This window comes from Myxococcus faecalis (assembly GCF_050039385.1).
In the GTDB taxonomy this organism is placed as follows: domain Bacteria; phylum Myxococcota; class Myxococcia; order Myxococcales; family Myxococcaceae; genus Myxococcus; species Myxococcus fulvus.
Genome location: NZ_CP144336.1, coordinates 4,711,519 through 4,735,811, shown reverse-complemented (window position 1 = coordinate 4,735,811; position 24,293 = coordinate 4,711,519). Strand labels below are relative to the sequence as shown.

At 70.8% G+C, this 24,293-nt stretch carries 15 protein-coding genes; 9 read left to right on the top strand and 6 right to left on the bottom strand.

Features of this window, described 5'->3' with window-relative positions; genetic code table 11:
• Positions 1–101: 101 nt before the first annotated feature.
• Positions 102–890, top strand: coding sequence for a hypothetical protein (locus tag VZQ01_RS18920; RefSeq protein ID WP_426748569.1), 789 nt, complete (start codon positions 102–104; stop codon positions 888–890).
• Complete coding sequence (locus tag VZQ01_RS18915) at positions 887–3,205, top strand: putative metal-binding motif-containing protein (protein WP_426748568.1); 2,319 nt, start codon at positions 887–889, stop codon at positions 3,203–3,205. The genes VZQ01_RS18920 and VZQ01_RS18915 overlap by 4 nt, the downstream gene beginning before the upstream one ends.
• On the opposite strand, the gene VZQ01_RS18910 is transcribed toward VZQ01_RS18915, so the two are convergent.
• Complete coding sequence (locus tag VZQ01_RS18910) at positions 3,181–4,509, bottom strand: chloride channel protein (RefSeq protein ID WP_426748567.1); 1,329 nt, start codon at positions 4,507–4,509, stop codon at positions 3,181–3,183. The genes VZQ01_RS18915 and VZQ01_RS18910 overlap by 25 nt on opposite strands.
• Positions 4,510–4,730: 221 nt before the next feature.
• Here VZQ01_RS18910 and VZQ01_RS18905 point away from each other — a divergent pair, with 221 nt between their 5' ends.
• Positions 4,731–5,819 carry an SGNH/GDSL hydrolase family protein gene (locus VZQ01_RS18905; protein ID WP_426748566.1) on the top strand — a complete coding sequence of 363 codons (1,089 nt, stop codon included), beginning with the start codon at positions 4,731–4,733 and terminating at the stop codon, positions 5,817–5,819.
• A gap of 94 nt (positions 5,820–5,913) precedes the next feature.
• Here the strand turns inward: VZQ01_RS18905 and VZQ01_RS18900 are convergent, their stop codons facing one another.
• Complete coding sequence (locus tag VZQ01_RS18900; protein WP_426748565.1) at positions 5,914–6,819, bottom strand: hypothetical protein; 906 nt, start codon at positions 6,817–6,819, stop codon at positions 5,914–5,916.
• A 179-nt stretch (positions 6,820–6,998) separates the two neighbouring features.
• On the opposite strand from VZQ01_RS18900, the gene VZQ01_RS18895 reads away from it, so the two are divergent.
• From VZQ01_RS18895 to VZQ01_RS18875, 5 genes are all read left to right on the top strand, one after another.
• On the top strand, positions 6,999–7,559 hold the full coding sequence (locus VZQ01_RS18895) for a hypothetical protein (RefSeq protein WP_426748564.1): 561 nt from the start codon (positions 6,999–7,001) through the stop codon (positions 7,557–7,559).
• Positions 7,556–9,187 (top strand): apolipoprotein N-acyltransferase, encoded by a 1,632-nt coding sequence (gene lnt, locus VZQ01_RS18890; protein WP_426748563.1) that lies wholly within the window; start codon positions 7,556–7,558, stop codon positions 9,185–9,187. The genes VZQ01_RS18895 and lnt overlap by 4 nt, the downstream gene beginning before the upstream one ends.
• Positions 9,188–9,341: 154 nt before the next feature.
• Positions 9,342–10,484: a bestrophin family protein gene (locus VZQ01_RS18885; protein ID WP_426748562.1), complete on the top strand. Its 1,143-nt coding sequence runs from the start codon at positions 9,342–9,344 to the stop codon at positions 10,482–10,484.
• Between the two features lie 95 nt (positions 10,485–10,579).
• Positions 10,580–10,993 carry a hypothetical protein gene (locus VZQ01_RS18880; protein WP_143097513.1) on the top strand — a complete coding sequence of 138 codons (414 nt, stop codon included), beginning with the start codon at positions 10,580–10,582 and terminating at the stop codon, positions 10,991–10,993.
• A 197-nt stretch (positions 10,994–11,190) separates the two neighbouring features.
• Positions 11,191–11,331 carry a hypothetical protein gene (locus VZQ01_RS18875; RefSeq protein ID WP_426748560.1) on the top strand — a complete coding sequence of 47 codons (141 nt, stop codon included), beginning with the start codon at positions 11,191–11,193 and terminating at the stop codon, positions 11,329–11,331.
• A gap of 63 nt (positions 11,332–11,394) precedes the next feature.
• On the opposite strand, the gene VZQ01_RS18870 is transcribed toward VZQ01_RS18875, so the two are convergent.
• On the bottom strand, positions 11,395–12,921 hold the full coding sequence (locus VZQ01_RS18870; RefSeq protein WP_426748559.1) for a GMC family oxidoreductase: 1,527 nt from the start codon (positions 12,919–12,921) through the stop codon (positions 11,395–11,397).
• 168 nt (positions 12,922–13,089) lie between these two features.
• On the opposite strand from VZQ01_RS18870, the gene VZQ01_RS18865 reads away from it, so the two are divergent.
• A complete protein-coding gene (locus VZQ01_RS18865) occupies positions 13,090–13,986 on the top strand; it encodes an alpha/beta hydrolase (protein WP_426748558.1) in 897 nt (298 codons plus the stop codon).
• Between the two features lie 53 nt (positions 13,987–14,039).
• On the opposite strand, the gene VZQ01_RS18860 is transcribed toward VZQ01_RS18865, so the two are convergent.
• The 3 genes from VZQ01_RS18860 to VZQ01_RS18850 form a co-directional block, all read right to left on the bottom strand.
• Positions 14,040–15,500 carry a reverse transcriptase family protein gene (locus tag VZQ01_RS18860; RefSeq protein WP_223784287.1) on the bottom strand — a complete coding sequence of 487 codons (1,461 nt, stop codon included), beginning with the start codon at positions 15,498–15,500 and terminating at the stop codon, positions 14,040–14,042.
• Positions 15,501–15,910: 410 nt separating this feature from the next.
• A complete protein-coding gene (locus VZQ01_RS18855; RefSeq protein ID WP_223749368.1) occupies positions 15,911–17,755 on the bottom strand; it encodes a GNAT family N-acetyltransferase in 1,845 nt (614 codons plus the stop codon).
• Complete coding sequence (locus VZQ01_RS18850) at positions 17,752–24,282, bottom strand: HEAT repeat domain-containing protein (protein WP_426748557.1); 6,531 nt, start codon at positions 24,280–24,282, stop codon at positions 17,752–17,754. The genes VZQ01_RS18855 and VZQ01_RS18850 overlap by 4 nt, the downstream gene beginning before the upstream one ends.
• Between the last annotated feature and the right edge of the window lie 11 nt (positions 24,283–24,293).

The window sequence follows — 24,293 nt, the reverse complement described above, 5'->3', positions numbered from 1 at the left end:
AATGCCCTATCCTGGGTTTTGGGGATATCCGGGTCAGAGATTAAGGTCCAGGCATGACCAAGTCATGCCTGTGGGGGGAATGCCTGGCGGTCGTCCTTTGTGTGTCCGTGGTCCTGCCATGGGGCACCGCCAGCGCATCTGCCGAAGTCCAACGCCATCTCGCCGAGGCGAAGCGCCTCTACGAAGACCTCGAATATGAGGTAGCCCTGGAGCGGCTCCAGTTCGCCGCCCGGTTGCCGCTTGATGAGGGGGAGACGGTCTCCCTCTCGTTGTTGAGAGGCATCATCCGCGCCGACATGGGGAAGTGGGAGGAGGCACGGGCGGACTTCCGCTCGGCGCTGCTGACCCGTCCCGATGCGCAGCTCCCACTGAAGGTCTCCCCGAAGGTGTCGCTTGAGTTCGAGACGCAGCGGCAGGGGGTTCGCGATGAGCTGGCTCGGGGAGGTCTGAAAGTCCCTCAACGTGGGGATGGGAGCGTGGTGGTCGCGGGCCAAGAGGCCAGTCGCCCAAGCTTGATGCCAGAGGGAGATACCTCCGGTTCATCCCAGTCTCCCGATTGGGCCTTGAACTCCGCGTCCGAAGAGGATGAGCGTGGCCTTCGGGTTGCGGGGCGACGAGTGCCGCTCTTGAGCATGGTGCTGCTGGGGGCTGGGGTGGCGGCGGGTGGGGCAGGGGCGGTGTTCGGGCTGTCCTCTCGCGGCCAGGTCGAGGATGCGCGGGCCGCGCAGGCTTACGAGGACTTGGAGAGACACCACTCCCGGGCCCAAGGTAGTGCGACGACGGCAAATGTCCTCTTCGGTACGGCGGCGGCTGCGACCGTTGGAGCCCTGGCTACGTGGCTCCTGATGGGCTCCACCGATGAGTCCGTGGCCCAGGGAGGTGCGCGATGATCCGCATGGGGGGATGGGGTGTTGCCAGCCTGCTGGTGCTGAGTGGTTGTTCCGTACCGAGTCTCGAAGAGCTGGCGGGGGAGCGGACCGTTCGTGTCACGGTTCAATACACGCCGAGCTTCAAGACTGGGTGCATCGTAATGCGGACCCAGGATGTGGCGAACTCAGAGAATTTCACGGAGCAGACCATTGGAAGCGACCTGCTCGCGAGAACGTCGCCGCCACTGGTGCTCAATGTCCTCCGGCCAGGGAATTGGGGAAAGAAGCTTCAGGTCACCATTACCGCGCGCGAGCAGGGCTGTGGTGGCAAGCCGGTGGATGAGGTGGCCCTGCCAATGGACCTTTCGGGAAATGGGGCCAAGCCAGGGACGACGGTGACTCTTGTGACCCCGGATGAGGATGGGGATGGATTTGTCCCTAGTTCGAGCCAGACGGGGAAGGGTGGCACGGACTGCGACGATGGGGATGCGATGAGGAACCCCTCTCGGCAGGAACTCTGCGACGACAAAGACAATAACTGCGTGGGCGGGGTCGACGAGGGGCTGCCTCTCGTGGCGATGTTCCGCGACTTGGACGGAGATGGGGTGGGGGGCGAGGCGATTCAGCACTGCGCGCCAGCGGCGGGTGTCCGTGGGTACGCGAACGTTGGCGGAGACTGCAAGGACGACAACGAGAACATCGCTCCCGGCAAGACTGAGGTCTGCGACAACAAAGACAACAACTGCGACGGGCGTACCGACGAGGGCTTCGACAAGAACTGGTATCTGGACGACGACGAGGACGGGGTTCCGCGAGCAGGTGCCACCGTTCAATGCGACCGGCCTGGGGGCAAGTACAAGAATTATCCTTCGGGCCCGCCGTTCGACTGCAACGACGGCGACGCCAACAACGCGCCGGGCAAGACGGAGTTTTGCGATAACGGCGACAATAACTGCGATGGGAACGCGGACGAGACCTTCGACACGAAGGGGGATGCCTGCACCAACCTGAGTTGCACGGGAATGTTCGTCTGCAATGCCGCCCAGAATGGTGTCGTGTGCGATGCACAGCCTCCGCGGATGTTCTATCCGGACAAGGATGGAGACTTGGATGGAGATCAAGGTGCGACGGCGGACGAAATCTGCGTGGGTGAGCCTCTCCCCCAGACGGGCTGGGTTGAGAATTCTCACGGAGACTGTGACGACGTAGACCCTGCCTCACGCCCGGGGCGCCCCGAGGTCTGTGATGGCATCGACAATGATTGTAATGGTCAGATTGATGAGGGCTTGACGTGCGGAGGCACGCTGAAGCACGTGGAGAACTACCACGTTCGATTCGGGTCGGGTGACCATGACTGGAAAACGGTCGCGGCACACCCGAGCGGCTACCCAGTATGGATTGCGGGTCGAGGTGGCAAGCTGGCGTTGAAGAAGAGCGCCGGTGCGAAGTTCGAGAGCTTCAGCTTTGGGGACGCGACGACGCAGCCAGGGGACGGTAGCGCGCCTGCGAACCCAAACAACTGTGGGAATCACGATTGGTTTGCTTCTTGGGTGGATCCCTCTGGGAATATCTGGCTGGGTGGAGAAGGTGGATGGCTCGCTGTCCACACGGGTACGAGTGGATTTACGTGTTCTCCGGGGACTACGCCAAGTGGCGCGAACATCACAGGCCTGATAGGCCTCCCGGGGTTGAATGGATTGCCGGTGCTCTACATCACGGATAGCACGGGCCGGCTGTATCGGTATTTACCAGGGTCTCCCACGCCGTTCACCGAGTTGGACGATAACGTCAACTTCTACGGACTGCATGGGCTGCAAGAGGAGTTCCTGCTCGCGGTGGGTGGCAACACGGGAAGTGGCAGTGGGCAGAGGTTCCGCGGCTATGCAGTGACACCTGGGGGAGCTGCGACACCCACAAGTCACTCACACGCGCCAGGAAATACAGCGGGTTTTGCTAGGGCTGTGTGGATGGGGGCCGCCAACAAGGCATGCGCCGTAGGGGACAACGGGGCTGCGTGGCGGTGGGATGGCGCAGAGACCTGGAATCGGGTTGACGCACCTGGGGGGGCGAATGTCCCCTTCACCAGCGTGGTGATGCGCAGTGACTGGCAGGGTTCGCCGCAACACCTGTTGGCGCACCAGTGCTACATGGTGGATGGAAGCGCCAACGGCAAGCTACGTCGACTCACTCCGTACGGCTGGGCCAAGGGACCGGACCTCCCTGTCGCCACGGCAACCGTGCCCCTGAATGACATCGCCATCACCGCGTCCGGAGACATCTGGATCGTCGGTGAGGACGGCCGCGTCTTCCACTACCCGGAACTCTGGGGGCCCTGACCCCCAGGCCCACCGTCCCCGGGTCGCGCAGTGACAGGCCCGGGGACCGTGCTCTCCAATTCCCGCAGCGGAACCCACCGCCCAAACCCCGCTCCCCCATCCTTCCGCCGCCCAATCCGCTGCGCCGGGTAGATCCCCCGGTGGCCCGTCAACACATACGCCACCGTCGACACAATCATCACATGGGGCAGGACCCCTGCCCCCACCAGCTCCACGGCCATGATGGACAGCGCCAGGGGCGTATTCGCCGCCGCGGCGAACAGCGCCGCCATGCCCACGGCCGCCCCCAAATCCACCGGCAACCCCAGCATCCGCGCGAGCACGTTCCCCAAGCTCGCGCCGATGAAGAACAGCGGCGTCACCTCCCCACCCAGGAACCCCGTTCCCAGCGTCACCACCGTGAACGCCAGCTTCCACGCGAACGCTGACACAGGGAGCCCCGGGTCCTCGAACGCCCGAACGATTCCCGGCACCCCCAACCCCAGATACGCATCCGTCCCCACCCACAGCCACAACATCACCACCGCCGTCCCACCCATCGCCATCCGCAACGGCAACCACGGCACCCGCCGCTCCAGCACCGCCTTCAACCGGTGCAACCCCTCCACGAACACCACCGCCACCGCCGCCACCCCCACCGCGAACACCAACCACTTCCCAATCACAGTCACGGAGAGCGGCAACGCCCCAGGCACCGGATACACCGTGTGCTGAATCCCCAACCCCCTCGTCACCACATCCCCCACCACCGAGGCCACCAGCGCCGGCAACAGCGCCTCGTACCCGAGCCGCCCCACCACCACGACCTCCAACCCGAACACCGCCCCCGCCACCGGCGTCCCGAACACCGACCCGAATCCCCCCGCAATCCCCGCGGCCAACAGTTCCCGCCGCAGGTCCGCCCCCGCCCGGAACCGGTGCGCCACCCAGTCCGCCAGGCTCCCGCCCATCTGCACCGCCGTCCCCTCCCGCCCCGCGCTCCCGCCGAACAGGTGCGTCAGCACCGTCCCCACCAACACCATCGGCGCCATCCGCAACGGCACCTGCGCATCCCCCGTGTGCACCGTCTCCAACACCAGGTTGTTCCCCCCACGCACCGGCCCGCCCCACCGCGCGTACACCGTCCCCAACACCCACCCCGCCAACGGCAGCGCGTACACCAGCCCCCCGTTCGCCTCCCGAAGCCGCGTCGCCTCCTCCAAGAGCCACAGGAACCCCGCCGACGCCACGCCGCACACCACCCCCACCAGCGCCCCCAGCACCAGCCACTGCCCCAACACCCTCGCTCCCGTCGTCCACCTCACTTGTGCTTTCTCCCGCTGTATTGAAACACCGTGAAACACCGCGTCATCCGTCGCGCCGCGTCAGGAATCAGACACCCCAAGCCCTCGTGGGACAAAGTTTCACGCATTCCTCGAATTCTGACTGAGCGCGTTATTCCAGTTTGCGGGTGATTCGCGAATCGACGGCGTGTACGGTTCGGTTTCCCCCTACCTCCCCCCGTGGGAAGAAGAAGAGAGCGGGCATGTTCTTCCGTCGCAATGGGCTGTCCTTCGCGGTTGTCGTGGCCACCGCAGCGGTGAGTGGTAGCGCCGTGGCGAGCACCATCAACCAGAACACGTCGTGGACCATCGACCGGTCCACGTCCACGACGAAGTATCGCGTCGTGGCGTACGGCGACTCCATCTATGCGGGCTACAACGGTGGCATCTCCGCCGTCGCGCGCCGCGCGGCCCCGGTGGTGCAGGGCGAGTACCTGGCCAAGACGTGGAACGCGGACATCGAGGTCATCCGCCGCACCAAGTCCGGCGCGAAGGCGGACGACATCTACAACAACAAGATTGTCTCCGAGCGCTCGTACATGCAGACGGCCAACACGCGCGCCGTGATGTTCGAGATGTGCGGCAATGACTACCTGCAGGCGCGCAGCGCGTTCTCGGGTCAGTCCGGCACCTGTGACTACAGCGGCCTGGAGGCGGCGCTGGCGGCCTGCACCACGTACACGGAGCGGGCCATGCAGGCCATCAACCAGTACGCGACGTCGGCCAAGGTGAAGATCGTCTCCAACATCTACTACCCCGGCTTCGACGCGGACAACGTGCAGACGTCCTGCCGTGACTCGGCCACGGGCGCCACGGTGAACAAGCAGGTGAAGTTCCTGCCCCTGCTGGCGCGCAGCAACTGGCGCACGTGCAACCTGGCGGCGAAGTACGGCTTCCAGTGCGCGGACTCCTTCGCGGAGATGATGGCGGCGGACTACGACAGCAACGGCGACGGCCAGGTGGACTCGGCCGCCCTGCGCTACGTCGCGGGTGAGACCGAGGCCGCCTACGTGGCCCGCATCACCGGCGCCCTGCGCTCCACGCTGCGCGACGCGAACACCCACTTCGTCAACGCCAGCACCAGCTACGACTACATCCAGTCGGACAACACCCACCCGACCTATTTCGGCACCACCATCAGCGTGAGCATCTTCTCGGGCTCGGGCTCCGGCACGGGCGCGCCCCAGTTCACCGACACCCAGGTGGTCAACGGCAAGAACCCCGAGTGGAACAAGACCGGCCACGAGCGCATGGGCTGGGAAGGCTCGCGCTTCAACCCCGCGACGCCGTGATGTCAGCGCCCGCTCCGCGCGGGTGAGCCGCTGAATCCCAAGGCCTCCGATGCTCGTCCGAGCGTCGGGGGCCTTCGTCGTTCCAGCCAGCCCCTCACGACAGGAAGCGCAGCGCGGTGAAGGCCATGATGCCGCCGTAGTACACGAGGCGGCAAATCCACTCGGCCCCTCGGCGCACGCCGCGCGTCCACGAGGGAAACCACTTCGCCGCCGCCAGCGACAGTCCTTCCGCCACCGCGCGCCAGAAGACGGCGATGAGCAGGAGGCTCAGCGCGATTGGCGCGTAGTAGCGACCGAACGAGCGCAGGTACGCGGTGAGCCCCGACACCTGGTACTCGCCGAACGGACCACCGAAGGCGATGTACTGGTGCGCCCGGAAGAAGATGCCCGCGGGCACCAGCGGGAACACCACCAGCTTGAGCAGCAGGTGGTACCAGCGCTTCTTCCACAGCTCCCGCCGCGCCCGTCCATAACGCACCAGCGGATGGGAAGCGGCCTCACCGAGCGAGCCCTCGCGGCGTCCCAGCGCCACGAGCAGCGGCAGCGCGTCCTCGACCTCCAGGCCGTGCCCCAGCGCGCGTCCCGACTTCATGCGCACCACGAGCCCCGGGCCCGGCAGCGGCAGTCGCCACGGGCGCACCGCGTCCACGACCTCGAGAGGAACCTCCAGCCGCGCGCCGTCTCGCAGCGTGAGCGTGAGGCCCGTGGCGCCCACCTCGAGCGTGGCGCGGGCCCGGGCGCGCATCCCCGCGACGAGCACCACCGGGAGCCCACAGCCGAAGACGAGGCCGAGCAGGAGCGGCTGCGCGGTGAGCGTCTGCGTGCCCTGGAGGATGTCCGACATCAGCCAGGTGGTGAAGACCAGCAGGCAGGTCATCATCACCAGGCGCGCCGTCACGGCCACGCCGCGTTGCGCCGTCGTCCAGGCGTGGAGCGTGAAGCGCTCGGGCTCGGCGGTGGGCGTGGAGGAGGGGAGGGCGTCGACGGAGGAGAGGCTCATGGGGCGCGGGGTCGCCGGGGGCAAGTGGCCACGTTGCCTCGGCGAGAGGCTGTCCGTAGCATACGCAGCGCGGAGGTCTCCCGGCGAGCATGCGGCCGCAGCAACCATCTCCTGAACGCCGTGTCGACCGTGACGGTGTCACCCACGTGGCCGCCTCGCGCCCCTCCTCGGGAGGTGGCGTGGCGAAGTGGCTGGTGGGCGGTGCGCTCGTCTTCACCGTGCTGACCATCGTGGTGAGCCTGTGGTGGAGCTCCTCGGCGGTGGAGGTCGAGGACCCGCCCTTCGTCGAGGCCCCCGCCCCCGTCATCGAGCCCGCGCCCATGGTGGCGCGCGCCCCGGTGCCTCGCGCCGCGCCGCGAGCGGCTCCCCAGGCGCCCGTCGCCATGGCCGCGCCCATCGAAGAAGCGCCGCCGCCCGCGCCGGAGCCCGACATGCCCTCGGAACAGCCCACGGGGCTGCAGCTGTACAAGCGTGGCACCAAGCCCCTCAAGCGCGGCCTCGTGGTGCCCGAGGACTTCGAGCTGCCGCCCGGCTACGTGCGCCACTACCAGTCCACGGACGAGGGTGAGCGCGTCGAGGCCATCCTCATGTTCCACCCGGACCACAAGCCGGTGGACGCGAACGGCCAGCCCATCCCCATGCCGGAGAACCGCGTGGTGCCCGAGGAGCTGGCGCCTCCGGGCATGCCCGTGCGCATGTTGGAGCTGCCGAAGTCCGACGAGTCCAAGGACGCGCCTTGAAGCTCGGCCGTCTGGAGCCCTCGCCCGGAAGACACCTGGCCGACGCGCTGGTCGCCGTCGCGCTCACCACCGGGGCGCTGTGGGCGTTCTCGTCGCTCGTCTCGCCGTGGACCGCGCTGGGCTGGGTGGCCCTGACGTTCTGGCTCGCGGCCGTGGACCGCGCGCGCTCGTCGAAGGAGGCCCTGGCGCTCGGCGCGGGGCTCAGCGTCACGTTCAGCGCCACGGTGTTCCAGTGGTTCCCCGCCGCGCTCCAGGGCTACTCGGGCGCGCCCCTGTGGCTGTGCTGGGGCGCCATGCTGCTGCTGGCGCCCGTGTTCCAGCCCCAGTTCGTGCTCACCGCGCTCGCGCGTCACCTGGCCCGCCGCGCCGTGGGCGAGCGCGCCGCGTGGCTGCCCGCCATGACGAGCATGCTCGTGTACGTGGGCGCCGAGTGGCTCGTGCCCAAGCTGTTCTCGGACACGCTGGGACAGGGCTTCGTCTACTCGGAGCGACTGCGACAGTTCGGCGACGTGGCGGGCGCGGCGGGGCTCACGCTCGCGCTCCTGGCGGTCAACGAGTGTCTGCTCGGCGCGGTGCGGGTCTTCCGGGCCCGTGGTGTGGCGCGCGCGCTGCGTCCCCTGGGCGCGGCGGTGGTGCTGCTCGCGGGGCTCACGGGCTATGGGGCCGTGCGGTTGACCCAGGTTCGCGCGGCGACGGACGCGACGCCGGCGCTCGTGGTGGGCGCGGTGCAGGCGAACATCACGAACTACGAGAAGCTCAAGGCGGAGATGGGCGCGTACGAGGTGGTGCGCACGGTGCTCGACACGCACTACGCGCTCTCGGACGCGCTCCTGCGCGAGGCGCCGCTCGACGTGCTCGTGTGGCCGGAGACGGTGTACCCGACGCCCTTCGGTGTGCCCAAGAGCGAGGCGGGCGCGGAGCTGGATGCGGAGATTGCCGGCTACGTCGCCGCGCGGAGCGTGCCGCTCGTGTTCGGCTCGTACGACGTGGAGGACGGCCACGAGTTCAACGCCGCCATGTTCCTCGCGCCCGCGGCGCGCGAAGGCGGCTCGCCCGAGCGCACGGTGTATCGCAAGTCGAAGCTCTTCCCGTTGACGGAGTGGGTGCCCGCCGCCATCGACTCGCCCACCTTGCGCGAGTGGCTGCCGTGGACCGGGCGCTGGACGCCGGGCCCGGGGCCTCGGACGCTGCCCCTGCGCCGGCGGGACGGACGCGTGCTGAAGGTCGCGCCGCTCATCTGCTACGACACCGTCTTCCCCTCCTACGTCGCCGAGCAGGCGCGCCAGGGCGCGGACCTCCTGCTCACGCTGAGCAATGATTCATGGTTCACCGGCACGCCCGGTCCCCGGATGCACCTGACGCACGCCATCTTCCGCAGCATCGAGACGCGCAGGCCGCAGGTGCGCGTGACGAACTCCGGCGTGTCCGCGCTCATCGACGCAACGGGTGCGGTCCTCTCTGAAATCGGCGACGCGCAGCGAGGCACCCAGGTGATGCGGGTGCCCGCGTCGCCCGGGCTGTCCACGCTGGCGCTCGCCTGGGGCCACTGGCTGGGGCCCGTCGCGCTGGTGTGCGCGGTGGCGCTGCTCGGCGGCGCGGTGCTGGGGGCTCGCGGCTCCCGGCGCTGACGGCGGACTCTGCTCGCTTGAGGACACTCGGGGCTGGGGTCCGCGTTGCTGCGTGACACATCCGGGTGACAGTCCGACGGCGCCCGTTGTCGGCACGGGTCGTCGTCACTACACGCTCCGCGCGGCGCAACCTCGTCCTCGGAGTCCCCTCGCGATGATTGTCGGTCGGAGTCTGTCCTGGCGCATCATCCTGCGTTACACGGGCATCCCCGTCACCGTGCACGTCCTCTTCGCGCTCGCCATCATCGTGGGCTACCGCGTCTATGACGCGTCCTGGATGGCGGTGCCCGCGCTGCCCGTCACCGTGCTCGCCGCGGCGCTCGGCGTGCTGCTCGCCTTCCGCAACAACTCCGCCTACGACCGCTGGTGGGAGGCGCGCACGCTGTGGGGCGGCGTGGTGAACTGGTCGCGCTCCTTCGCCCGACAGGTGCTCACGCTGCTGCCCCGGCCCGGCACCACGCAGGAGCCGCTCTCCGAGGTGGAGCTCGCCGCCGTGCCCTCGCGCCTCTTGCGCACCGCCGTGGACCGCCCCGGCACCGTGAGGGGCCCGCGCGCGAGTGACGGCGCAGTACGCGACAGGTTCGGCCAGGCGCGCATGCCCACCGACGCCAAGGTCTCGCTGGAGCACATCGCCAACCTGGAGTCTCCACCCGAGGAGCAGCGGGGCATCATCACCAAGATGGTGGAGAGCATCACCGAGGACGCGCGCGAGCTCGTCTACGCACAGATGGGCTTCGTGCACGCGCTGCGCTGCCACCTGCGCCGCCAGGACCCGCTGCCCGAAATCGTCCGCTTCTTCCGGCCCGCCGTCCTCGAGGCCCTGCGCGAGGAGCAGAACATCCCCTCCGCCATCCTCCTGTGGATGGCCACGCGCCTGCGCCGCATCTACGGCCAGGTCTCCGACCCACAGAAGGTCGTCTTCCTCCACGTCACGATGGACCGCACGCTGTCCGAGATGACGAACCTGCTGGGCGCCTGCGAGCGCATCAAGAACACGCCGCTGCCCCGGCAGTACGACATCCTCCTGTTCGTGATGACGCGCGCCTATCTCGTGCTGCTGCCGCTCGGCGTGGTCGAGGAGCTGGGCTGGCTCACGCCCCTCGTCACCGCCATCATCGCGTTCCTCTTCATCGGCCTGGATGCCGTGGGCCGCGACATCGAGACGCCCTTCGAGGACGACGTCAGCGACACGCCGATGACGGCCCTCAGCCGGACCATCGAAATCAACCTGCGGCAGATGCTGGGCGAGACGGAGCTGCCCCAGCCCGTGCAGCCGCAGAAGGGCCTCTTGTACTGAAACCAGCTCCCCGAATGGGGCCTGTGAGGGCGGAGCGTCACACCCCGGGCCCTCGCGTTGCGGCGGACCCACGCGCGGCGTATACCCGGAGCATCGTGTCCGGACTGTCCCGCATCCTCACGCTCGTGTTGCTCGTCGGCTGGCAGGTCCTGGCCAGCGGCGTCGCGGGCCTGGGGCACTACTGCGAGAAGCAGGTCGCGACCCGCGCCACGAAGTGCCGCTGCCACGAGCACGAGAAGGAAGGCGGCCACAAGGCCTCCTCCTCGCCCGACGGGCCGGCGCTGAGCTGGAACTGCTGCGAGGAGCCGCACTGGGACTTGCCCGCGCCCACCGAGGCGGGCGGCTCCAGTGGCGCGCCCTTCGTCGTGGCGCCCCCCGTGCTGCTCCCGGTCGCCTGGGTGTCTCCTCGTCCGCCGGAGTGGGTGCCGCAGCGCTCGCTCTCCTGGTGGCAGGTGCCTCCCGCCCAGGGCCCCCCTGTCTTCCTCCGCGTCCGCACGCTCCTCATCTGAGCGCTCCGGCGCGCGGTGACGTCGTGTCCTCCCTCGGGAGTCACGCGATGGCCGCCTCGTGCCCGGGTTGCGCGCGTCCGTGGTGTCCACGGAAGGCGTGCCGCCCTCGGAGTGTCCCTGAGGAGCCGGGTGCGCGAGTCGTTCGCTCTCTCCGGCATGGCAGTCAGTCGGTCTGAAGAATCCAGAAGAGCGAAGCCATGGACATGATTTGGGAGCTGATGATTGGAACGGTGCTGCTGACGCTTCTCATCGTGGTGATGACACCGGCGATGTGGAGCTCGCGGCTCAGCCTGCGTGAGAAGCAGAAGAAGCCCGAGGGCCCGGGCCCCAAGACCTGAGGCCCGTCACCGCGCGAGGAGACACGGCCACCTTCCAACGCGTGGCCGTGTCCTCCGTGCGCGTCAGAGCCTGCCGGCCTTGAGCTCGCTGACCAGGTGCGCGCTGGCTCGCACGGCCAGGGCCATCATCGTCAGCGTGGGGTTCTGCGGTCCCTGCGAGGGGAACGCCGAGCCGTCCATCACGAAGAGGTTGGGCACGTCCCAGCTCTGGTTCCACGCGTTGAGGACCGACGTGCTCGGGCTGGTGCCCATGCGCGCGGTGCCCACCTCGTGGATGGCCATGCCCGGCGTGGAGAGGGTGTCGTTCACCTTCTCCACCGTGAAGCCCGCCTCCTTCATCATCTCCTGGCAGGCGGCCACGGCGTCCGCGCACATGCGCAGCTCGTTGTCCGAGTGACGGCACTCGATGTGCGCCGCGGGAATCCCCCAGCGGTCCTTCACGGTGGGGCTCAGCGTCACGCGGTTGTGCTCGCGCGGCACCATCTCCCCGAAGGGCACGAAGTGGCACGAGTCCCCGAAGGTGAACACCTGCACGCCGTAGCCGCGTGAGAAGCCGTCCTCGGGGGAGGTGACGTTGCGGAACTGGGGGATGTACGCCCAGCTCTGCTCGGCGCGCTGCTCGGAGGCGGGCAGGTTCATCTTCGCCTCGATGCCGAGCAGGTACGTGTGGTCCATCAGGTTGCGGCCCAGCTGCCCCGAGGAGTTGGCGAGGCCCTCCGGGAACGCGGCGCTCTTCGAGTGCAGCAGCAGGCGCGTCGTCTCGATGGTCCCCGCGGCGAGCACCACCACGCGGCCATGGGCCTCGTGCGTCCTGCCCGTGTCGGAGTCGATGTACCGCACGCCGGTGACCTTGTTCGTCTTCGGGTCGTGCAGCACCTGGTCCACCACCGCGTGCGTGCGCAGGGTGAGGCGGCCCGTCTTGAGCGCGGCGGGGATGGTGACGGGGGCGCCCGCGGTGCGGCGCACGACGACGCGGCGCTCGGGCCAGCGGCGCTCCACGCGCTCCTTCAGGCGCTGCTCGGCCGGGTTCATCGCGATGGACGCGGCGAAGATGGAGTCGGGCAGGGTGTCCAGCCCGTCCGTGTTGCCGTGGAGGCCCATCCACCGCTCCACCGTCTCGTAGTGCGGCGCCAGGTCCGCCAGCGTCAGCGGCCAGTCCGGGCCCTGGCCGTCGCGCCCGCCTGCTTTGAAGTTGAAGTCCGACAGCCGGTAGAACTGCCGGCCGTGCGCCTTCACCGAGGTGCGTCCGCCCACCTGCCGCGCGCGAATCCACGTGAAGGGCGCGTCCTTCGGCGTGGTGTACGGGTTGTCGACGTCATCCACGAAGGCGTGCGGATGGAAGGGCCACGCGAAGGTGGTGGACTGCACCGACTGGCGCTGCTTGCGCGCGCTGTCCGTCTCCGCCTGGTAGCGGAAGAGCTTCTGGCGGACCCGGTGCATCACCCACAGCAGCTTGTCCGCCTGGTTGCTGCGCCCCGCCTCCAGCACCAGGACGTTCAGCCCCGCCTCGGTGAGCTGCTTGGCTGCCCAGCCACCACACGCGCCGGAGCCCACCACCACCGCATCGAAAGTCTTCTTGGACGTGCTCACAGCGACCCGGCGAGTGCAAAGGGGATGCGCGGTGTGACTCACCGCGAGTTGATGCGGCGCAGTGTAAGCTGCCGCGCGCGAGCTTGACCATTGGACGCCCGCCTGTGTCGCGAGTGACTCGCGTGGGGCTCGGGCGAGCAGCCGGGGGATGCCCGGGGAAGGTGTTGCATGAAGTGGCGGCGAGTCGTGGCGGCGGTGGTGGTGTTGGGGGTGCTCGCGACCCTGGCGCTCTTCGCGCGTGCGCTGCGGCACTCGGAGGCGTACTTCCACTATCCCCGGGTGGCGCCGGAGCGCCCCGCCGACTTCGCGGACGCGCAGGACGTGCGCCTGTTCACCTCGGACGGGCTGGAATTGCGCGGGTGGTACGTGCCCTCCAGGAACCGCGCCGCGGTGGTGATGACACACGGCCTTTCCCAGACACGCGCGGATGTGCTGCCGGAGGCGCGCATCCTGCGGGACGCGGGCTATGGCGTGCTGCTGTTCGACCTGCGCGCGCATGGCGCAAGTCAGGGCGAGACGTCCACGTGGGGCGATTTGGAGCGGCGGGACGTGCGGGCCGCGCTGGAGTTCGTGCGGGCCCGGCCCGACGTGGACCCTGCGAAGGTGGGCGCGCTGGGGTTCTCGATTGGCTCCGCCGCGGTGGCGGAGGTGGCCGCGAAGGACAAGGACGTGCGCGCGGTGGTGCTGCTGTCCCCGTTCAACACGCTGTGGCTCGCGGCCGCGTATGACTTCCGGCGCTTCGGTGTCATCACCCAGACGGGCGCGCTGGTGCCGTTCTGGCGGCGCGGCATCCAGCTGGAAGAGGTGCGCACCATCGACGCGGTGGACCACATCCGGCCCAGGCCCCTGTTCATCGTGATGGGGACGGAGGAGTCCGGTCAGCCACTCGCGGATGAGCTGTTCGCCCACGTGCGCGAGTACGCGCGGACGTGGCGCATCCAGGGCGCGGGGCATGGCGGCTTCGCCACCGTGGAGCCGACGGAATATCCCCGCCGGCTGCGCGCCTTCTTCGACGCGGCGCTGCTCGCAGGCGGGGAGGGGAGCGCGGCGAATCCCGCGCCTTGAGCCGACGGGCCCGGAGGTGAATCACCTACCGCCGAGCCCGCGACCCCAGCACTTCAGGGCGCCTTGGGCGCCGCTTCCTTCTCGCGGGCCTCGAGCTGCTCCAGGCTCTTCAGGAAGGCGCGGCCCTTGGTCTCGTCCGTCATGTAGACGAAGGCGGCCATGCCCTTGAGCTGCTCGAGGGACTCACCCTCGCGGCCGGGCTTGCCCTTCTGTCGGTTGTGGATGGCCGCGCGCAGCCGGCGCACGACATCGCGCGGCACGCGGGCGGAGGCCACGCCGTCACGGACCCTGTTCACCACCAAGCCCGTCACCTGCTGACGCGTGCCCTTGCGGCTCACCCGCGTCTTCTCCGGGTGCACGCGGAAGCCCTCGGACTCCACCACGTCCTTCACGCGCGCGAGCAGCACGGCCACCGGCGCACCCTGCGCGCGCCGCGCCTTGGGCTGCTTCGTCTTCGTCCACGAGAACGTCAGGTCGTCCGCGTAGCGCGTGTAGACGAAGCCCAGCTTCTTCGACAGCGCGGACAGGCGCTTGTCGAGCTTGAGGCACAGGGCGTTGGTGATGCCCGGAGACGTAGGCGCACCCTGCGGCAGCGAGCGCGGACCCTTGGCCACGTAGAGCGTCTTGCCGCGGAACTGCACCGCCTCGCGCGGGGCCTCCGTGGACATCAGCGCCAGCAGCGTGGACGTGTTCTCCGGCAGGCCGCCCTTGCGCAACAGGCCCTTCACCCGGCGCCACGTGACGGAGGGGAAGAAGTCCTTCAGGTCCACCTTCACCACGACATCCGCGCTGTGGTGCGCGAGCGCGTTGGTGAGGATGGAGCGCCCCGCGACGAAGCCGTGCGCCGCGCCGTGCACGGGCAGTCGCTCCACCACGTTGGACAGCACCCAGCGCTGCGCTTCCTTCAGCTCCGGCTTGGGGGACGTAATCGTCCGCGTCCCGCCGTCGCGCTTGGGGATGCCCCAGCTGATGTAGTGCGAGCCGGTGTCCACCTCGCGGTGGAACGCGAACCAGCGCAGCTTGGAGACGCTCAGCCCCAGCGCCTTGGCCAGCGCCTCCGCGGAGCCCAGCTCGGGAAGCCCGTTCGCGCGAGCACGCTCCTCACGGTGCGCGATGTCGAACTTGTCGGAGCCGCCTTCCTCCTCCCAGTGGACCCCGGCGCCCAGGTGTCCCACGTGGGTGGCCTTCCAGGCCTCGTGGGCCTGGCGCCCCAGCGCGCGACGCTCGGCCGCCTCGGCCTTCTTCTTCTCCTTCCAGGCCGTCTTCTCCTTTTCCGAGGCGCTGGAGAAGTCGAGCTCGCCCACGGCGAGGCCGCGAGAGACCAGCTGGGCCTGCGCCCATTCCTCGGCGCCGCCAGCCTCGACGATGGCCTTCCAGCGGGTGAGCAGTGCCTCGTGCGCGGCGCGACGGGCCTCGCGTTGGGCGAGCGTGTTGGCGGACGGGGCCTGGGGCGCTGGCGTCGCGACGGCTTGCGGCGCGGCAGCGGGGACGAACGACTCCAGCCTGGCGGTCATGTCAGCACCTTCGAGGGGGCGCGGCGGCTTCGGACGAAGCGGCTGTCATTCGCGAGCAGTCGAGGGAGGCCAGGAAAGCACCACCATCTCACCTGGGGCACGGTAGCCTCACCGGCTCTCCCCTCCCATGCACTACGGCCGGGGTGGGCAAACGGCGGTCGCGTCGTTGGCTCCGCTGCCCACCCCGGCCGTAGTGCATGGGAGGGAGAGAGCCAAGAACAGGCTACCTTGCGGAGAGTGTCCTGCATTCAAACCGGAGCGGCGCAACGCCGCTCCCGCGCTCGAGGCGCTCAGGCTGATGCACTCCAGACCTCTCTCGGCTGCTCGCGCGTGAAGCGCGCTTCATCGTGTCTTCCGTCGCACCTTCCCTGTCGGCCGCCTTTGAAGGCGACCGAGCCGTGGTTGAGGGTTTACACCAATGACGAGGCCGCGTCGATGTAGCCGTCGGCCGAAAGCTTCTCCAGGCGCGTGAAATACGCGGTGCGCGCCTCCACGTCCGTGTCGAACCAGAGCCGCTGGTGACGCGCTTCGCCGGTGCGAAGGCCCCACTCCACGGCGACCACCTGGCCATCCAGGGAAACGCGGTACACCATCTCCTGTCCGCTCTCCGCGTCGCGGCGCACGTACGAGCGCGTCTCCGCGCGGATGTGCTTGCGGCCCTCGGGCGTCTGCCGGAGCGCCTCCTCCTCGGCGCGGCGGCGCGCGTAGACCAGGCGCAGCGCGAGCTGGTGCTCGCACGGTCCCTCGCGCATGCCGGAGCGGCGGAAGTGCGGACACCCGCAGGACGCGTCCTTCACGCGGCCTTCCAAATCCAGCGTGAAGCTGGGGAAGAAGCTGCGCACGGCCTCGCGGTCCACCACTTCTCCGTGGATGCGCGTGCCCTCGCCCACCATGTCATGCACCTTGGTGAGCTTGACCTCGCCGGCGCCCGGGCCGCCGTCGCCGAGCAGGCGGTGGGCGCGGGCCTCGCGCTCGCTGCCGAAGCGGATGACGGACTCGTCCACAGGCGTGGCCATCAGCTCGCGCGGGCGGTACTTGCCCTGGGCCACGTCGAAGAGGACGCGGCCGCGCAGGCACTCGAGCTGCAGCGCGGCGCGCACCTGTTCCTTCGTCGCGCCACCGGCGGCGGCGACCAGGGGCTCGAAGGTCTGCGGACCGTCGGCGCGCAGCTTCCCGCGCAGCTTCTCGGCCAGCCCTTCCGGCACCGCGCGGGGCATGAGCACGTCGAAGGCCGCGGCGGAGGACCAGCCGCTCTCCGTCCAGCCCGTGAGGCCCATGGTCAGCGTGGCCTGGCCCATGTCGATGACCCAGAACACCGGCAGGCCCGGACCCATGAGCTGCAGGCGCACGGACTTCGCATGCGGCAACAGCCGCGCGAGCGCGACCAGCCGCTGACGGCCGAACGTGCGCACCACCGCGGGCGCGGTGCCGGTGTACTTGCCGCCGTGGCACTCGAGCACCAGCTCCCACGGCTCCAGCACCAGTCGGGGCGGAGCGCCGGGGACCAGCTCGAAGCGCAGCGCGCGCGGGGCCTTCTTCGCCTTGCGGGTGCGCAGCGCGAAGAGGAGGTTGTACAGGTCGATGGGCGCCAGCTCGCACGTGTTCGCGGGCAGCGTCGCGGCGGACTGCACCTGGAGGAAGCCGCGCAGCCACGCGTGCGGCACCTGCACGTTGCGCGGCTCACGGGCCTGCTTGGCGGGCAGCGCGACGTGGGCCTCCAGCGACACGGGCAGGTAGGTGCGCAGCCGGTCCATGCGCGAGAGCAGGTCCGACGGGACGTCCAGGAAGGTGGAGCCGTGCGCGGCCTCGCGGCCCTCGAAGAGGCTGTTGTCCAGGGACAGGCGCGCGTAGGCGCTCTCGTCGCGGGAGAACACCTCCAGCGAGACGCTGTCCGGGTCCACGGTGAGCACCGGGTCCAGCACGGCGTCCTGCTTCTGCTCACCGTCGAGCGCGTTGTCGAGGAAGGCCTTCTGGGCCTCCCAGATCTGCGCGCTCGCCCGCTTCCCCTTCTTCATGAGGTACGCGAGGTACGCGGTGCGGTCCTTGCCCCGGTAGCGCAGGTCGCTGGCGAGGATGCCGAACGTGGCGGTGAGCGCGTCGCGGAACAAGGACGCGTCCTTGAGGCGGCCTCGCACGCCGACGGTGCCGCGCGAGCCCTCCAGGGCCAGGAGCACGCGCGAGGCGTCCGCGTGGGACTCCACGTCGCTCGCGGTGGCGTAGCGAAGCTCGACGGGGTGACGGGTGGCGGTCGTCACGACGGGTTGCCTTCCTTCCGGTGGTTCTTCGCGCGCTCGGCGGCGCGACGTGCACGTTTGTGGGCGCGCCAGGCGGCCTTGCGCAGCTCCACGGACTGAGACTTGTCGAAGGCGGCCGTGTGCAGCAGCTTCGCCGCCTCGTCACCGCCCAGCCGGCCCATGCCGGCCCAGGCTTCCTGCTTCACCTCGGGCTTCGCGCTCTGGGCCAACGCGGCCAGCGGCGCGAGATTCCCCTGACCCAGCAGCGAGGGCTCCGCGAGGCGACGACCCTCGGACGTGGCCAGGGCCTCGGCGGGGACCTTCGCGCCCGTGGGGCCCAGGGCCACCGGGTCGAACGGCTTCACCTCCAGCGCCCAGGCCGAGGCCTTCTCGGGGGTCAGCCGCGCCAGTGCATCCGCGGCCGCCGAGCGCACCCGGGCGTCCGGGTCCGTCAGCGCGCCCTTGAGCACGTCCGCGGAGGCGGCGCGCTCCTTGTCGTTGGACAGCACGGGCGTCGAGGTGTCCTGGCCCTGGAGCTTCAGCGTGGCGCCGGCCGTGCCCAGGCGGGACAGAACGCGGGCCGCCTCCTGACGCACGGTCGCGGGAGAGCCATGCTCACCGGCCTTGAGGATGTCGCGCGCGGAGTCGGCGAGCCCCGCCGTGCCCAGCCGCGAGCCGGCCCACAGGATGCGCTCCCACGCGGAGGCGAGCGCGGTCTTCTTCGGGCCGGGAGGCGTGGCCGCCCAGTCCTTCGCGGTGCGCCGCTCGGAGGTGACCAGCGCGCGGGACAGCGCCGCCAGGTCCACCTGTCCGGAGGCGCGCGCCTCGCCGGTCCACGTGCCAATCAGCAGGGCCGCCTCCTGGCGGGCCTCCGCCTTGTCGTGCTCCAGCAGCGTCACCGTCTCGGGCACCGGCAGCGCGCCGCGCCGCGCGAGTCCCCGACGCAGGCTCAGCCGCAGCTCCTCGTTGGTCAGCGTGGCGAGCCGGGGCACCAGCAGCGCCGGGTCGCCCTCGCGGGACAGGTACGTGACGGCCGGCTCGGAGATGTCCTGGTAGCGGCTGGCCACGGCGAGGAACTCGACGCGGGTGCGCTCCTTCGGGAACAGCTCGTCCAGCGCCTTGCGCGCCTCCTTTCGGAGCAGCTCCGTGGAGTCGTCCAGGATGGTGGCGAGCGTGGTCTCCGCCTCCACGTCCTTGAGCTTGCCCAGCTCCTGCGCCGCCGTGATTCGCACGAGCAGGTGGGTGTCCGTGTCGAGCAGCAGCGCCTCGACCTTTACCCGGGCGCGCTCGCCGCCGATGGCGCGCAGGCCCTTCACGCCCGCCTGCTGGAGCGAGACGTCGGCGCCCTCCACCGCGGCGGCCTCCACCTTCTCCTCGACGCGGCGGCGCTCCTCGCCGTCCGGCAGCCGGCCCGCGAGACGACCCAGGCCCTCCACCGCCGCCCACACCATGCTCGGCTCGGTGGGCGCCTCGGGCATGCCACCGGCGGCCACCGTCTCCAGCTCGCTCAGCGCCCGCGCGTCACCCAGCGTGCCCAGGGCGAGCAGGGCGCGCTCGCGCTGACCGTCCTCACCGGCGCGCGAGTACAGCAGCAGGGGGCGCAGCGCGCTCACGCCGCGCAGGTGCGCGACACCCTCGGCGGCGGGCAGCATCAGCTCGCGAGCCCCACCGCGCAGCACGTCCTCGAGCGGGCCCACGGGGGCGGCGTGCTCGATGACGCGCTTGGAGTACAGCGACACGGCCTCGGCGCGCACCGTGACGTCCCGGTCGTTGAAGAGGCTCACCAGGACCTCGGACTGGCCGGCCTCGGCGCCGTGCTCCAGCTGGCGCAGGGCCACCTGTCGCACCGCCACGTCCAGGCTCTTCACCGCCTGCCGCAGGAAGCGCAGCGCCAGCGTCGCGTCGCGCTTCTTCACGTCCGCGCCCGCCACCTGCATCGCCGCGGGGACACACGCGACGCGCACCGCGCTGGTGTCGTCCTCCAGCACGCGGCGCGCGAGCACGTCCAGCGCCTCGGGGCGGCGCGTCTGTCCCAGCGCGTCCACCAGCCGCAGCCGCTCGTGCGGGTCCGTGGACACATTCAGCCGCGCGGCCAGGGCGCTCACGGCGGAGGGCGTGGCCAGTCGGGCGAGCGCCTCCACCGCGCGCCTGGCGACGGCGGGCGTCTCCGAGCGCAGGAACGAGGCGAGCACCTCCACCGCGCGCTCGTCGCCGCGCCACGCGAGCAGCTCGGACGCGCGCAGGCGCAGGTCCTCGTGCTCGCTGGACATGGCCCGACCCAGCGCCTCGGTGACGCGCGAATCGTTGGCGCCGGCCAGCCGCTCGATGACGCCGACGCGCAGGTCCGCGTGCTCGCTGCCCAGCGCGGCCAGCAGCGGCTCCAGGCTGCCGGGAGGGCTGAGCTTCTCGAGCAGCTCGAACGCGTAGCGGCGCACGTCCGACAGCGGCGAGTTGAGCGCGGCGGTGATGCGCGGCTTCGCGGCGTCCCCACGCTCGGCCAGCTCGTCCAGCGCGATGCGCGCCACGTCCGGCGACAGCGAGGCCAGGGCCAGCGAGAGCGGCTCGTCGCTGCCCGCGGGGAACAGCTCCTTGAGGCCGGTGAGCGCGGCCTTGCGCACCAGCTGGTGCGGGTCCTCCAGGGCGCGCAGCAGCGCGGCCACGGCGGCGGGCGTGCCCGCGTAGCCCTCCTGGGTGAGCTTCACCACGCGGTCCACGGCGTCGCGACGGACGCGGTGGCCCTCGTCGTCACCGGCGGACACCTGGCGCAGCAGACCCACGTACGCGCCGAAGGCCAGGCGGCGCAGGTGCTGACGCTCGGCGTTCGTGGCCGCCTCGGGCGAGGAGGTCTCCGGCGTGCCGGGCTTCGTGGCGGAGAACAGCCGGCGCAGCCAGCTCTTCGCGGGCGTGGCCTGCACGGGCGACACGTTGGGCGCCGTCTCCGGCTTCCACGGGGCGTCCAGCGAGCTCGGCCGGGCGACCTTCAAGGCCTCGCGGAAGTAGTCGAGCGGCTTGTTGCGAAGCAGCAGCACCTGGGCCGCCGCGTAGCGCTGCTCGGGCTGACCGCTGGAGAGGGCCTCGGCGAGCCCGACCATGCGCCTGGCGCGGTCCTCCTCGGAGGGCCAGTCCTTCATGTCGCCGACCTTGTCGGGCTTCGGCGGCAGCAGTCCCTCGACCAGGTTCGCGCGGTACGCGTCCGTCTCCGTGCGCAGCTCCAGCGCGCGGGCCGCGGCGTAGCGCACCTCGGGACGTCCGCTGGACAGCGCGCTGGCGAGCAGGTCGGGCGGCTCACCGCGACGGGTGGCGCGCAGGTCCCGCGCGAGGACGATGGCGAACACCATCTCCTGCACCTCGCGCGCGCGGTCCTCCAATCCGTGCAGCAGGCCACCGTCGCCCTCGGAGCCCAGGGCCGCGAAGGAGAGGATGGCGCCCAGCCGGATGGGCAGGTGGTCATGGCGCAGGTTGCCGGTGAGCACCGGCAGCGCACGCGCATCACCCAGGCGCGACAGGCCGTCCGCGCCCCACGAGCGCACCGCCACGTTGGCGTGGCTGAGCGCGTCCAGCAGGTAGCCCTCGTCGCCCCGACGGCTGGCGGTGGCGAGGCCGCGCGCGCCCTGCTCCTGCAAGTCCCCCAGCTCGCTCGTCAGCAGCGTGGTGGCGAACCAGGACAGGAGCCGACGCGAACCCAGCGTCGCGAGCGCGCGGGCGCCGCGGATGCGCAGCGGGATGAGGAACGCGGGCGGGTACTGCCGCTCCAGCTCCTTGTCCATCAGGTTGCGCATCGGCTCGATGATGTCCTCGGCCCCGCGGGGCGCGAGCAGCTCGGACGCGCGCACGCGCACCGGCAGCGAGGCGGAGGACAGGCCCGCGAGCAGCGGCCCGTTCTCGCTCGGAATCAGCTTGTCGAGCGCCTCCAGCGCGGCGACGGCGACGTCCAGCTCCTCATCCTGCACGCGCTTGAGCAGTGGCGAGCGCAGGGGCTCGGCGGGCGCGTGCACGGAGCCCTTCGCGGCCAGCACGCGCAGGGCGGGGTGCGTCGACGCGAGCGCGGCCAGGTGTGGCTCGGGCTTCTCCTTGCCCACCAGCTTCACCCACGCCTCGTAGGCGGCGGTGGCGACGCCCACGTCGCGGTCCTCCACGGACTTCTTCAGCCGCTCCTGCGCCCAGCCCTCGGCGCCGCGCTGCGCGAGCACCTCCACCGCGCGGCCACGCAGGTCCGGGAAGCGGCCCGCGAGCGCGCGGTCCAGCGCCTTCTCCGGCACCTTCTCGTTCCACGCCCACAGCGTGCGGAACGCCTCTCCGCGCACCTTGGCGGACTCGTCCTCCAGCGCGTCACCGAGCAGCGGCTCGGCACCCTGCGCCGTGGCGCCCAGCTTCACCAGCCGGTCCAGGCCGCGCACGCGCACGTCCTCGTGACCGGAGCGCAGGGCCGCCTCGGCGGAGGCCAGCGGCGCCTCCGCGTCCAGCGCCACCACGGCGTCGAGCGAGGCCGCGCGCACGTCCGCGTTCTCGTCGTCCAGCATCCACACCAGTCGCTCGCGGGCGCGAGCGTCCTGGAGCGCCTGGAGGGCGGCGGCGGCCTGACGGCGGATGGCGGGGTCCGGCTCACGGGAGAGCTGCAACAGCGCGCCCAGCGCCCGGGCATCCCCCAACTGCGCGAGACCCCGAGCACCCCGGACGGCGGTGTCCGGCGTGCGGCAGGCCATGGCGGCCAGGAGCGGCTCCAGGTCGCTCTCCGTCAGCGAGGCCCCCACGGCGCCCTGCGCGGGCATCGCGTCGCGAGCGGCCTGCACGTCCGCGTCCGTCAGCGCGGCCGTCTGTCCCTGCCGCGAGCGCTGCGCGAGCCGGCGCGCCACGTCCTTGGTGGAGCGCGCGAAGTCCTCGTCGCGGCTCTCCAGCGCGTGCGCCAGGGCGCGGCGCTCCAGCACGCGGATGGTGAAGGCCACCCGGCGCACGTCCGCGTCGGCGTCATCCAGCGCGCGGGCGACCAGCGGCTGCAGCTGGGCGTGACCCAACAGGCCCGCTCCGGCGATGCGCACCAGCACCTCCACGCGCAGGCGCGGCTGGCCCCGCTCGAAGGCGGCGCGCAGGGGCTCGGTGTCGGCGGGCGCGGAGACCTCGGACAGCGCGTCCAGCGCGGCCAGCCCCACGGTGGCGTCCGACTCACCGAGCTTGCTGGCGATGAGCGCGGGGACCAGCGGGGACGAGCGGCCCAGCTTCGCCAGGCGCTTGAGGCCCGCCACGCGCATGTCCACGAAGCGCGACTCCAGCGCGGCGCGGGGCGCGGCCAGCGGCGACTCCGTCTCCAGCACGTCGAGGGCCTTGAGGGCCTCCTCGCGCACCTGGGGATGGTCGTCGTCCAGGCGCTCGCGCAGCTTCGGACGGGCGGCGACGCGGCCCTTCTCGCCCAGCTCGCGGGCGGCGAGCCGGCGCACCTCCGCCTCCTTGTCCGTGGAGAGCACCTGGAGCACGAAGTCGAGCGCCTCCGTCTCCTCCAGCGCCACGGCCTCGCGCACGGCGGCCTCGCGCTTGGGGCGCCCCGCCTTCAGCGACTCCGTCAGCACGTCGAGCCCGTGCCGCGACACGGCCTGCCCGTTGGCCGGCTTGCCGTCCGTCTCGATGCCGAAGCGGAAGACGCGCCGGTCCTCGCCCGCCGTGAAGATGGCGCCCAGCGACGTGCGCGCCTCACGCGGGTTGCCGGGCGCCACGAACACCAGCGCGTTCACCGGCTTGCTGCCGCAGTCCAGCGTGCGCGGCTTGCGGCGCTCATCCAGCCGCCACACCTTCACCTTGCCGTCGCTGCCCGCGGACCAGACGCGGTCTCCGGGCTCCTCGTCGTCCTGCGCGGCGGGCGTGGGCGGGAACACCAGCGCGAGCACCGCTCCGGCGTGACCGGAGTCCTTGTCGCCGCGCACCTCGAACTCCACCGCGCCCACCAGGTACCAGAAGCGCACCTTGCCGTCGTCGCCACCGGAGGCGAGCCGGCCGTCGCGCGGCGTGAAGGCCAGCGCGCGCACCGCGCCCTCGTGGCCCGCCATGTCCCGGCGCTCACCGGTGGCCTGGGTGAACGAGCGCACCACGCCGTCATCACCGCCGCACGCGACGAACGTCCCGGACGGGTCCACCGCCACCGCGCGCAGGGGCTGCGGCGACGCCTTCCACTCGTGCACCTTGCGCGCGCCGTCCCACTCCCACCCGCGCACCACGCCGTCCGCGCCCGCGCTGAACAGCACCTTGCCGTCGGGGCTGGAGGCCAGCGCGGTGACGCCGCCCGGGTGCGCGTCGGTGAGGCGCGTCTGCACCTGCCCGTCGGAGGCGGTGCCCAGGCACAGGGTGCCGTCGGACAGGGCCGCGGCGAAGCGCTCGCCCGACAGGGCCAGGGCGCTCACGGCGGAGGGGAGCTCACTGCTCCACAGCACCTTGTTGGAGGCCAGCTCGTACGCGGTGAGGCGGCTGGGCGCGGACGCGCGGGCGCCGCCGAGCAGCAGCACGCGGGGGTTCGCCGCGAGCGCGCGGAGCTTTTCGATGTTGCCGATGGCGAGAACGGACATGAAGTTCTTTC